The organism is Algoriphagus chordae (genome assembly GCF_003254055.1).
GTDB classification, from domain to species: Bacteria; Bacteroidota; Bacteroidia; order Cytophagales; family Cyclobacteriaceae; genus Algoriphagus; species Algoriphagus chordae.
Genome location: NZ_QKZT01000011.1, coordinates 13,843 through 26,196, shown reverse-complemented (window position 1 = coordinate 26,196; position 12,354 = coordinate 13,843). Strand labels below are relative to the sequence as shown.

The 12,354-nt window shown below is 39.5% G+C and carries 10 protein-coding genes; 6 read left to right on the top strand and 4 right to left on the bottom strand.

Features of this window, described 5'->3' with window-relative positions:
* The first annotated feature begins 4 nt into the window (after window positions 1–4).
* From LV85_RS12960 to LV85_RS12940, 5 genes are all read left to right on the top strand, one after another.
* On the top strand, window positions 5–1,285 hold the full coding sequence (locus LV85_RS12960) for an ABC transporter ATP-binding protein (protein WP_111320091.1): 1,281 nt from the start codon (window positions 5–7) through the stop codon (window positions 1,283–1,285).
* A 95-nt stretch (window positions 1,286–1,380) separates the two neighbouring features.
* The gene (locus tag LV85_RS12955; protein ID WP_158531183.1) at window positions 1,381–2,322 is read left to right on the top strand and encodes a glycosyltransferase family 2 protein; all 942 of its coding nucleotides are present in this window, start codon (window positions 1,381–1,383) and stop codon (window positions 2,320–2,322) included.
* Entirely contained in the window at window positions 2,322–3,593 is a 1,272-nt protein-coding gene (locus LV85_RS12950; protein WP_111320087.1) for a glycosyltransferase, read from the top strand. The genes LV85_RS12955 and LV85_RS12950 overlap by 1 nt, the downstream gene beginning before the upstream one ends.
* Window positions 3,586–5,214: a glycosyltransferase gene (locus LV85_RS12945; protein WP_111320085.1), complete on the top strand. Its 1,629-nt coding sequence runs from the start codon at window positions 3,586–3,588 to the stop codon at window positions 5,212–5,214. Before LV85_RS12950 ends, LV85_RS12945 begins: the two co-directional genes overlap by 8 nt.
* Window positions 5,215–5,236: 22 nt before the next feature.
* Complete coding sequence (locus LV85_RS12940; RefSeq protein WP_111320083.1) at window positions 5,237–6,247, top strand: polysaccharide deacetylase family protein; 1,011 nt, start codon at window positions 5,237–5,239, stop codon at window positions 6,245–6,247.
* A 14-nt stretch (window positions 6,248–6,261) separates the two neighbouring features.
* On the opposite strand, the gene amaB is transcribed toward LV85_RS12940, so the two are convergent.
* Window positions 6,262–7,806, bottom strand: coding sequence for an L-piperidine-6-carboxylate dehydrogenase (gene amaB / locus LV85_RS12935; RefSeq protein WP_111320081.1), 1,545 nt, complete (start codon window positions 7,804–7,806; stop codon window positions 6,262–6,264).
* A gap of 63 nt (window positions 7,807–7,869) precedes the next feature.
* A complete protein-coding gene (locus LV85_RS12930; protein ID WP_111320079.1) occupies window positions 7,870–8,895 on the bottom strand; it encodes a DUF4421 domain-containing protein in 1,026 nt (341 codons plus the stop codon).
* A 564-nt stretch (window positions 8,896–9,459) separates the two neighbouring features.
* On the opposite strand from LV85_RS12930, the gene LV85_RS12925 reads away from it, so the two are divergent.
* A complete protein-coding gene (locus tag LV85_RS12925; protein ID WP_111320077.1) occupies window positions 9,460–10,239 on the top strand; it encodes a glycosyltransferase family 2 protein in 780 nt (259 codons plus the stop codon).
* Here LV85_RS12925 and LV85_RS12920 read toward each other — a convergent pair whose 3' ends face one another.
* On the bottom strand, window positions 10,240–10,950 hold the full coding sequence (locus LV85_RS12920) for a glycosyltransferase family 2 protein (RefSeq protein WP_111320075.1): 711 nt from the start codon (window positions 10,948–10,950) through the stop codon (window positions 10,240–10,242).
* Between the two features lie 81 nt (window positions 10,951–11,031).
* Window positions 11,032–12,234, bottom strand: a complete 1,203-nt coding sequence (locus LV85_RS12915; RefSeq protein WP_111320073.1) for a pyridoxal phosphate-dependent aminotransferase — start codon at window positions 12,232–12,234, stop codon at window positions 11,032–11,034.
* Window positions 12,235–12,354: the final 120 nt, after the last annotated feature.

Genomic DNA, 12,354 nt, shown 5'->3' with positions numbered 1-12,354 from the left:
TATCATGTCAAAACTAGTCATCAAAGCAGATAACATCTCAAAGCGCTACATGCTAGGAACCATAGGTTCCGGATCGCTCCGTCGCGATATGCAGAATTGGTGGTCGTCTAGTTTTCTAAATAATGACAAAACCGACATCGACAATCCCCTCGGTAAAACTGACAGTAAAGACCAAATATGGGCATTAAAAGATATTAATTTAGAAATTAAAGAAGGAGAAACTTGGGGCATAGTTGGCTCAAATGGAGCTGGCAAATCTACATTCCTGAAAATTCTATCTCGAATAATTAAGCCAACCTCTGGCAGTATTAAAGGCAGAGGACGAATCAGCAGCTTGCTCGAAGTGGGTACAGGATTTCATTCCGAGCTTACTGGCCGCGAAAACATTTTCATCAGTGGACACATTTTGGGGATGAAAAAGGCCGAAATCCAACAAAAATTTGATGAAATTGTTGAATTCTCAGGAGTTGAAAACTTTCTTGACACTCCTGTCAAACGCTACTCATCTGGAATGTATGTCCGGCTGGCATTTGCGGTAGCGGCACATTTGGAACCAGACATCCTAATAATCGACGAGGTACTTGCTGTGGGCGATGCGGAATTTCAAAAAAAATGTCTTGGTAAAATGAATGATGCATCTACTCAAAAAGGCAGGACAATCATTTTTGTAAGTCATAATCTTCAAGCAGTAAGCAATTTGTGCAGCAATGCAATCTGGCTAGACAAGGGAAGCATGCGGGAAAGTGGTCCATCAAAAACAGTCATAAATAGTTATTTAAATGCAACTTTTTCTAAAAAATGGAAGCATGAAGTAACAGATATTAAGTTAGCCCCAGGAAATGAAAACATCCGTGTCACCTACATCGAACTGATCCCACATTTAGCCAATCCTTATGATGTTATTGACATTCGCACACCACTCACGATCAAATTTCGATTTTATAACGCTAATGACAATATCTGCCTCTCCACCGATCTTTTACTATTTACAAGTATGGGAGATTGCATTTTTGACGTACCTTCCAAACCAACCATTTACAATAGAGGGTTTGTCGAAGGTGAATGCACCATCCCTGGAAATTTCCTAAATGATGGCTCCTTCTATTTTACGCTTCATTTTTCAAAAGACACTTCCATAGAGCTTTTTTCATTTGACAATTGTCTTATGTTCGATATCGCAGACTATCGGGAAAACTCAAACTGGTATGACAAATGGTGGGGATATGTGAGGCCGAATTTCCCCTTACTTTTAAATCCGGTTGGTGAAAACAATCTATTGAAATAGCTATGTCTCAGGCAAATTCAAAGACAAGAATCCCCCTCCATCCTCCAAAAATCCCAGCGATCCCCCAGGATGTATCACGCCCACTATGGTCTGTCATGATTCCTGCATACAATTGCTCCAACTACCTAATTGAAACAATCAAAAGTGTACTCCAACAGGACATGGGTGAAGAGCTAATGCAGATTGAAGTAGTTGATGACTGCAGTACTGATGCAGATATCGCGGCATTAGTGTTAGAGTTAGGCAAAGGCCGAGTAAAATATTATCGCCAACAAGCAAACGTCGGTAGCCTTAGAAATTTTGAAACTTGCATCAATAGAGCACTCGGTCAATACATTCATCTATTACATGGAGATGACAGAGTGAAAAACGGCTACTACTCAAGTATCACCAAAGCCTTTAAAGACTTTCCCGAGGTTGGCGCAGCTTTTAGTCCATGGGATCATATCAAGGCTACAGGAGAACTTTCTCACAAATCAAGGTTAGAATCTGAGGTTAGTTGCGTTTTAGATAATTGGTTGGAGAAATTAGCTGAATACCCTCGACTACAATACGTCGCAATTTCTGTAAAGCGAGAAGTTTATGAAAAGCTTGGGTCTTTTTGTCTGGTAACCTATGGCGAGGACTGGGAAATGTGGGCGAGAATAGCTAAAGAATATTCCTTCGCATACGTTCCAGAATATTTAGCAGAGTATAGAGAACATACAAATTCAATTACCTGGCAAAGCTATCAAACCGGACAAAATGTAAAAGATATTGTAAGAGTAATCGATAAAATAAACACCTATCTTCCGAAGGAGAAACAGCGAAGAATGTCACGGATAGCCAAACGTAATTACTCTTATTGGGTACTTAATGAAACTTTCACGAACTGGTTTACTAATAAAAATAACACCATTGCCTATAGCCAGATTAAAACTGTCCTAAGTATTCATATTGACCGATACGTAACCTTGAGAACCTCTCAACTACTTTTCTATATCTGGTCAGAACCTTATCGCAAACTAGTTAGATCCTACTTTCCTAAATCCCATTAATGGCTATTTTTTCACCATATCGAATAAAACACATTCTTTTAGATAGTCGGGAAGAATTCTTAAAAGAGGCTCCAAATGAAGGAGAGAACTTCTATTATGTATTCTGGTGGAAAAAAATTCCTCTTGGACACCTTTACTGGGATGAACACCAAAAACCAGAACAATTAGGCGAAAAAATCCTTGAAGCCATCCTACCTTCTTTAACCTACTATATCCCAAATCAAGAGCATATTTATAGATTAAAACCTATCATTGAAGGCAAAGATTTCCTAGAGCTTTCATCCATTTTGGATCCATTTTTCGATAAATACCAAGCTACTAAATCGCCCCTGTTCTTAGATCTCTCCGTGGTGATCTGTACTCGTAACCGTAGCGAGAATTTGAAAACTTGCCTAAAAAGCATCTCTAGTCTACAATACCCGCCCAATGAAATAATAGTAATTGATAATGCCCCTGAAGACAGCAGCACCCAAGAAGTAACTAATCTATTCCCTCATGTCACCTACTACAAGGAAGAAAGACCTGGATTAGATATAGCCCGAAATACAGGAGCTAAACTGGCACATTCAAATTTAATCGCCTACACAGATGATGATGTGAGTGTAGATCCTTTATGGTCTTATCGGGTATGGGAGACATTTTCAAATCCCGAAATTGATGCCATGACTGGCCTAGTACTGGCCTCTCAAATTGAGACAGAAAGCCAGTTTATTTTTGAAAAATTCTGGGGATTTAACAGAGGCTATCAAGACGTTTGCTATAACTCAGATTTTATTTATAAATCTGATTCTATACCAAGGGTGTGGGAAATTGGAGCCGGCGCAAATATGGCATTTAGAAAGTCTGCGATTGAAAGTGTAAATTACTTTGACGACAGACTAGATGTTGGAGCTGCTGGATGCAGTGGTGATTCGGAAATATGGTTTAGAATACTCGCCAAGGGAATGAAAATGCAATACAATCCTCGCGCGATAGTCTTTCATGAACATCGACAAGAGATAAACCAATTGCAAAAACAACTCTACAACTATATGCGCGGTCATGCTGCCTCAGTTTTGATCCAACATAATCAACTGCCAAAAATAGGTTATGACAACTATCTCTACTTTGAAATGTCGAAATACTACCTCTTCTTGATAAGAATGGGCTTTCCACATTATAACTTGAGGTACCGTACTGTATGGAGTGAAATAAAGGGATTATTATCTGGAATTCGGTTTTTCCAAAAGCATAAAAACAAGTCAACGCTATCATCCCAATCTAATGGCTAAATCAGAAGCTGAACCAATAGCATTAATTTCGGTAATAATCACTTGCTACAACCATGGGAAGTTTCTAGCGAAAGCCATTGAAAGTGTGCTATCGCAAAGCTATGCACATCATGAAATAATAGTTGTTGACGATGGTTCTACAGATGATACCAAATTAGTTTGCCAGAGATATAAAAACACACGCTATGTCTTCCAGGAAAACGCAGGACTATCCTCTGCTAGGAATACTGGTATCAAGAATTCTAATGGATCCCTACTTGTCTTTTTGGATGCAGATGATTGGTTGCTCCAGGATGCACTTCAAATCAATTACAATTATTTAAAGTTAAATACAGGTGCTGCTTTTTCTTCAGGTGGGCATGAACTTTATTACGAACCAGATGATAAATCCTGGCCTATGCAGGAAGTCGTGAAGAATCAGCACTACATCAAACTTCTAGAAAAAAACTACATAGGAATGCATGCAACAGTAATGTACAGAAGATGGGTTTTCGACACATTCAACTTCAACACTTCTTTGACCCTTTGTGAGGATTATGAGCTCTATTTACGAATAGCAAGGCAATATCCTGTTCATCACCACACTAATCTTCTAGCTGTATATAGACTCCACCAAAGCAATGCCTCAGCCGAATACGGAAAAATGCTGAGTTCGGTATTAGGAGTATTAACTTCTCAAAAAAAGAATTTAGCCAGTCTTGAGGAAAAAGATTCCTTTCAAAAAGGAATGGAAAATTGGCAAAACTTCTATTCCCAGAAAATCTACGATAGTCTTATAGAAAAACTTTATCAAGGAAATGACTCACTACCAAAGGAGGATTTAAGACTTTTGAAGAAACACAATCGATCCTTGTTCGATAAGTTAACCATTCAACCACTTTACATCGCTAAAAACGGAAGCAGCCTAAATTACAAATTGAAGAGGCTTAACCAGAAATTGCATACTCTAATTTCCATGAAAACTCCTTTCAGTTTCAATAGGACACCTAATTCTAGTATTCTTGGGCAAACAGAACCAATAAGTAAACAATTCGGATATGATCGTGGCGGGCCAATAGACAGATATTACATAGAAAATTTCCTTGAAAAACACGCTTCCAAAATAAGGGGCCATGTACTGGAAATAGGAGACAATGATTACACGATTCGTTTTGGAGGAGAAAATGTATCCAAGAGCGATGTACTTCATATCGAAGAGGGAAATGAAAAAGCAACCATAGTTGGTGATTTAACCCATGCACCACAGCTAACCGACGCATCTTTCGATTGCATTATCTTGACACAGACACTACAGTATATTTATGACTGTGATTCGGCCATTAAAACTTGCCACCGTATTTTAAAAAAAGGAGGATTCTTACTGATTACAGTTCCTGGCATCTCTCAAATCTCACATGATCAATGGGGGGATAACTGGCTTTGGTCCTTCACGCAAGCTTCCATTAAGAAAATGACAGGTGATCTCTTCACCACAGATAGCCTAGAAGTGAATAGCCATGGCAACGTACTCCTAGCCTCTTCTTTTTTGTACGGCTTAGGACTACCTGAGGTAAAACAAGAAACGCTAGACATTAACGATGAACACTACCAATTAATCATCACGGCCTGCGCCCAGAAGTGACACAAAGTATCCCTAAAAACAAATGCTCAAGAGCAGACTAAAATCCTTTCTAATCAAAAACCCAAAAAGTGTAGTGCTGATGTACCACCGGATTGCTGAATTGAGAGCGGATCCATGGGAATTAACAGTGAGTCTTGAAAATTTTGAATCTCAGATAAAAGCTCTCAAAAACAACTTCTCCGTGCTACCTATTAGCAGTCTATTAGCGCAGGTAGCTTCAAAAAAAATAAATAAAAACAGTGTTTATATCACTTTTGACGATGGCTATGCAGACAATTACGAGTTGGCCAAGCCTATCTTGGAGAAATATGCTTGCCCTGCCACATTCTTCATCCCCACACACTTCATCTCAAAGCAACAATCTTTTTGGTGGGATGAATTAGAAAATCTCACTTTACACGCCCCATTTTTACCTAGTAAATTAAGTATTGATTTTGGGGATAGCTCTGGGAGCTTTGATGTCTCTGGAGATGAAGTACTTACTTATGAGATGCAGCAAGCACATAGGAATTGGAAATGGAATCAAGTCCCTCCCAATAAACGCTGTATGTTGTATTTAACATTGAGCGAAAAACTTAAATCATTATCCTATAATGAAGCCTGCCAATACCTTGAGGAGATAAAAAAATGGGCAAATAATCCTTATTTCCCAACGCATGAAAATACGTTAATGAGCAAAGTACAGCTCAAAGCTCTTTCTGAGCATCCACTTTTTTCACTCGGACTCCACACACATACTCATCCTGCATTAGTAGGACTCAGCAAAGAAGATCAATTTAATGAAGTTGTTGCCAATCAGCAGTACTTTGAGCAAAACAAGCTTCAAACAATCAATGCTATTGCTTATCCTCATGGAAGTTGCAATGAAGAGACGATTGAAGTTATGCAGGAACATCAATTATCAGCTGGCTTTACCACCCAAGAAGAGCCAGTTTCCAGAGATTCCTCACCATATCACTTAGGACGATACCAAGTAAAAAACATATCAGGGAAAGAGCTAAATGCTAAGCTCAATAACTGGCTGAGCACTTAGCTCAAAATAGGATTCTAAATATCAAATTTAATCCCCTGCGCCAGCGGCAAAGTAGAGGAGTAATTGATTGTATTTGTCTGACGACGCATATAAGCTTTCCATGCGTCAGATCCGGACTCTCGGCCTCCACCAGTTTCTTTTTCACCACCGAAAGCTCCTCCGATTTCAGCTCCTGAAGTCCCGATATTCACATTGGCTATTCCACAATCGGATCCAGCTACCGAAAGAAAAGCTTCGGCTTCTCTCATATTTGTAGTCATAATCGCAGACGATAAGCCCTGCGGAACACCATTCTGTAGCTCTACAGCTTCTTCCAAGGTTTTGTATTTAATCAAATATAGAATTGGCGCGAAGGTCTCATGCTGCACAATCTCAAAGTGATTCTCAGCTTCATAGATCGCTGGCTTCACGTAGCATCCAGATTCATATCCTTCACCATTCAATACACCGCCCTCTACCACTACCTTCCCTCCTTCGGCCTGCACCTTTTCTATTGCTGCTAGATACATCGCCACGGAGTTTTGGTCAATAACCGGCCCTACATGATTTTTTTCATCCAATGGATTCCCAATTACTAGCTTGGAATAAGCAGAGGCCAATCTTGACTTCACCTCTTCATATACGCTTTCATGAATAATCAATCTACGGGTACTCGTGCATCGCTGTCCTGCCGTCCCTACTGCTCCAAAGAGTGCTCCTCTGATTGCCATGTCCATGTCTGCATTTTCGGTGATGATGATGGCATTGTTACCACCCAATTCCAACAAGGAACGACCTAATCTTCGACCAACTGCCTCACTTACTAGTTTGCCCATACGGGTAGAACCAGTAGCAGATACCAATGGGATTCTAGCATCATTTGACATCAGTTCTCCTATTTTATAATCTCCAATCACCAAGGATGAAATCCCTTCTGGAAAGCCATGTTTTTCAAAAACTTTAGCGGCTATAACTTGACAGGCAATGCCAGAAAGTGGCGCCTTTTCACTTGGCTTCCACACACAAACATCACCACAAACCCAAGCGAGTGCAGCATTCCATGACCATACGGCAACTGGAAAATTGAAAGCAGAAATAATCCCCACGATCCCAATAGCATGCCACTGCTCATACATCCTATGGCCAGGACGCTCAGAATGCATGGTCAGTCCATATAGCTGTCGTGAAAGGCCTACGGCAAAGTCACAGATATCGATCATCTCCTGCACCTCTCCTAGACCTTCCTGATAAGATTTGCCCATTTCGAAAGAAACTAGCTTTCCCAGATCCTCTTTAGCATCACGAAGCGCATTTCCAATTTCCCTTACTACTTCTCCCCGCTGCGGAGCAGGAACTTTACGCCACTCTAAAAACGCTTTTTGAGCCTGCACCATCACCTGCTCAAAGGACTCTATGTTGGCCAACTGAACCTTTGCTATTTCTTTGCCATCTACTGGAGAGAAGGAAGCAATCAGGGACTCTTCAGATTTAATCCACTTCGATCCAGTCGAGACACCTAAATTCTCAGAGGTAATACCGAGTCTCTTTAATGATTCTTGAATTCCGAATTGATCTGCCATAGTTTTTGGGTTTTTATACTTCTTAATCAAAATCTTATATATACCGAGTCAACACTGCCTCGATTAATCCTTTATGGCAATCCTTATTGGATTTACCTTATTAAAGCCATTTTTAAATTTTTTCCCGGGGAAAATTTTATACACTAAATTAATCCTGTAATTCCCAGTATTAACTGCCTGGTCATAAGGCCCGCCTTTTATCAAATTGAGATTTTTGTAAACATAGCTGGTATTGATGGAAAATCTGGCTCCATTATAACCTAGAAAACCTCTTAAATAGTAGGTTGGGGATACTCCCCACTTCTTAAATTCTTCTACATTTCGCCATTTAGTATAGCCTCCACTCAAATTAACAGAAGCCGCCCCAGTTACAAAGAAACCTTTCCAAAAAACCAAGGTGCCTGCCATACCTGCATTAGGTCCTACCATAAAATAACTTGCCTTATCAAAATTGATAGCATCAGTTATAGGGTTTGAAGGCAATAAGAGTGAATCACCTCGCATATTTCCTCCATAGGCTTCAAAACCGATGAAAGGCGAATAGGCTGATTTCTTTTGGATGGATGATTGATTGTGCGCAGCGGCCATAGAAAGCTTATCTCCGAAAAATAGGTAATTGAAATTCAGTCCCAAAGAAATTTGGCGCACATCTTTTCGGAGATAATCTTCATCCGAATACTTTCGATCCTCTGCCATAATTTTGTAGCCGTTGTAAAATTGTCCGAAAAAATCTATAGTAACTTTCGGTGCATAGATATGTGACTGCAAATCCAAATTGCCTGGCCAATCATCCTCTTTATCCGGATAAAGAAATCTAACTGGAAATGACACATTCACGGTTAATCGCTGATAATTAAACCCCAACCCCATTTTCAACCCTGTATTTGGAACTAAGGTGTATTTCTCCCTTCCACCCAATGATTTCGAGGTTATCTGAGTGTATTTCTTAGAAAAAAAAAGTCGGGATACGAACAGCTCATGAGTAGTCTCTACATAACTGGAATCGTATTGAAAATTTGGATTTTGCCCAAATGCATATTGAGTGAAAAACAGAGTGAAAAAGACAAGGCAAACCTTTGTTCGGGTCATTGGATGGTTAATGATTCTTAGACCGAAAGTTCACTAAAAAATTCTCAAAAAAAAACCTGAATCGAAATCCAGGTTTTTTGAAAACAGCTTGAGTTAGAAAAATAGTTTTTTTTCAAAACCATGTCTATAAAAATCAAATATCTATGAAAAGTTGTTTAATCACCATCATAAAGATATACAATTCAATGGATTAGACAAATTTTCGTTGGTAATATTAAAGACACCCCAAAATTCAAATTGGAATCAATCGAGAAAACGCTCTTATTCTTCCAAATTTATTCATACATTTTTAATGACTAGATAAATTTATTTATACCTGCAAAATAGTGGACAGTCATTTTAAAAAATCGATTTGATGCAAATAGTCCTAGAGGGGTTTGATTAAGAAGTATTCCGTATTTCGACTCTACTAAACATTAACCTAAAGGCATCGTATTCGAAAATGCAGGTCTGTCTAGCAAGGACAATCAAATGCCTTTGAAAATCCTGAATGATACTAGCAGGATAATTAAACGATTTGGGGTTAAAACAACCAATGCATGAATTTACAAAATTCTTAAAACAATGTCTGAATCTCTAATCACACTCGTAATCCCCGTATATAACGGTGAGAAATATTTGGAAGAAACACTTCTTTCTGCACTAAACTCCAAACACAAACAGCTCGAAATAATTGTAGTAAATGATGGCTCCACTGATAATTCTTTGGCCATCGCCTCCAAGCTTGCTGAAAAACATAGTGCCATAAATATAATCAGTCAAGCTAATGCTGGGATATCCTCAGCTTTAAATACTGGATGCAAGGCAGCAACTGGAGCCTATTTATTTCCACTCGGTGCAGATGATTTAATTTCAGATAATTACTTATCTGAAGCTGCAAAAATTTTGGATCAACAGGTTTCTGTAAAAGTAGTCTATTGCGAGGCAGAGAAATTCGGGGAATTTGGAAGAAAACATTGGGCACTCAAACCATTTAGCAGAAATTTGTTGGCGAGAGATAATATGATTTTTGCATGCGCTCTATTTCGTAAGTCAGATTGGGAAGCCGTGGATGGTTTCTCTGAAGACATGACTATGGGGAGAGAAGATTGGGAGTTTTGGATCAAAATGCTAAAAAATGATGGGGAGGTTGTGAAATTACCTTTCACTGGATTTTTTTATAGGATTCATGCCGGTAGTAAAAGAAAGAAAACTGGAACCAATCAAAAGAAGAGAGAGCGGATTGCCTACCTAAATGCTAAACACATGGATTTTTTCGAAAGAGAACTCAATGGCCCACTTCGATTTCAACGCACTTGGTCAAGACCTTACAACAACCTGATGAAAATGCTGGGAAAACTCTAATCAAATCTTATCCATTCCCTTCCAAAACTTCAGGAAATAGTATTTCAGAGGATTACTGTATTTCAATTGTTTCCAAGGTCTGCTCGCATGCGGCCTGTGCCAGACTGGAGCATTCATCAGTACATGATTTTTAAATCCCAGTTCGATAGACTTCTTCGATATAAAAGTATCGTACCAATCTTTGGCTTCATCCAATCCCAAGAAATCATATGCTTTCAGAAAGTCCGTAGAGAACAGTGTACAGCAAAAACTCAGACTTCTGGCAGTATCTATTACTGGTTCTTTCACTCCTTTGAATTTCAAATACGGGAAATTCACTATCCCTTTTTCATCTACTGTCACGGATCCTACCAAACCTGATTTCCCATTTCCTTTCTGAAAATTCAATAAATCTGCAATCGTCTCCGACTTCACTACCACATCAGATTCTATCACTAATAAAGGCAACTTGGCCTCATTGGCCATCTTCTGTGCCATCTGAAGCACCAATTTATAATTAGGCGAAGGATGATCTGTATGATCCTCCAAATGAACAAGCTCATAACCAATCACCGACTTATTTTGCTCTAAACCCGCCTTAGTCTCTTCTGTACTGAAGTCGTTAAAAATAATATGCCTTATCCCTACAGTGGAGCCAGCAATAGCTCTAGCAGTATCTAAGGTCGTTCCTAGAGAATTTTTGACGGGGGTGATTACGATTACTTCGTCCATAGGGTAATTTTTCTCAAAAATAAGCCTTTCTACTTAGGCAAAAAATAACCCCGACGTTTGCCGGGGTTAAGAGTTGATTTATTAAGCTAAGTCACCGAGTGCTTTTTTCATTCTGCTAAGTGCATCTACCAATTCCTCATCTGAGGCAGCATATGAAAGTCTAATACAATCTGGAGCTCCGAAAGCAGCACCTGTCACCAAGGATACATGAGCTTCAGCCAATAGATATAGACAAAGGTCATCTGCATTTTTCACCTCATGGCCTTTGGCAGATCTGCCAAAGAAAGCAGTCACATCTGGGAAGAAATAGAATGCTCCTTCAGGTACGTGAGTTTTGATACCTGGGATGTCACGAAGTAAATCAAGTACCAAACCTCTTCTTCTTAGGTAAGCATTAGCCATCTCTGTAGTAGGAGTCTGGTCTCCAATGATACCAGCCAGCGCAGCTCTTTGCGCGATACCTGTTCCTCCAGAAGTAAACTGCCCTTGGATTTTCTCTACAGCTTTTGCCATCCATACAGGAGCACAGATGTATCCTACTCTCCAGCCTGTCATGGCATATCCCTTAGAGAAACCATTTACAGTTACTGTTTTTTCGAACATACCTGGAAAAGAGCCAATGCTATAATTTCTTCCTGCGAAGTTGATCTTCTCGTAGATCTCATCCGCAATTACCATGACATTCTCATGCTTTTTCACTACCTCAGCGATCGCCTCTAACTCTTCTTTGCTAAATACTGATCCAGTAGGATTACAAGGAGATGAGAAGATTACACCTTTTGTCTTAGCTGTGATAGCAGCCTCCAATTGAGCGGCAGTAGCTTTGAAGTTATTCTCCAAAGTACCTTGGATCAGAATTGGAACACCACCCGCCAATTTGATGATTTCGGCATAACTCACCCAGTATGGAGAGAAGATCACCACCTCATCGCCTTCATTGATCATGCACATAAATACATTGGCAATGGAATGCTTGGCTCCGGTAGATACTACGATGTTTTCAGCTTTTGCTTCAGCGATTTCATTCTCTTCACGAAGCTTCTTTGCGATAGCTTCTCTCAGATCCTGATAACCCGCTACAGGAGGATATGAAAAGTACTTTCCTTCGTCGATTGCATCTTTTGCAGCCTCTTGAATATGCTTTGGAGTCTTGAAGTCTGGCTCACCTAAACTAAGGCTGATGATGTCAACTCCTTGTGATTTCAGCTCTCTTGCTTTTTTTGCCATGGCAAGAGTGGCTGATTCCTCCATATTGATTATCCGGTCTGATAAAATAGAATTCATTGTTTGAGAGATTTTTTTACAAATTCCACAAAAATAGAGAGAAGATTATAAAATCTAAACAATCGGTGGCTTTTGATCTCGAAATGTTATTTTTGGATAAAATACACAGAAGTAAATTGC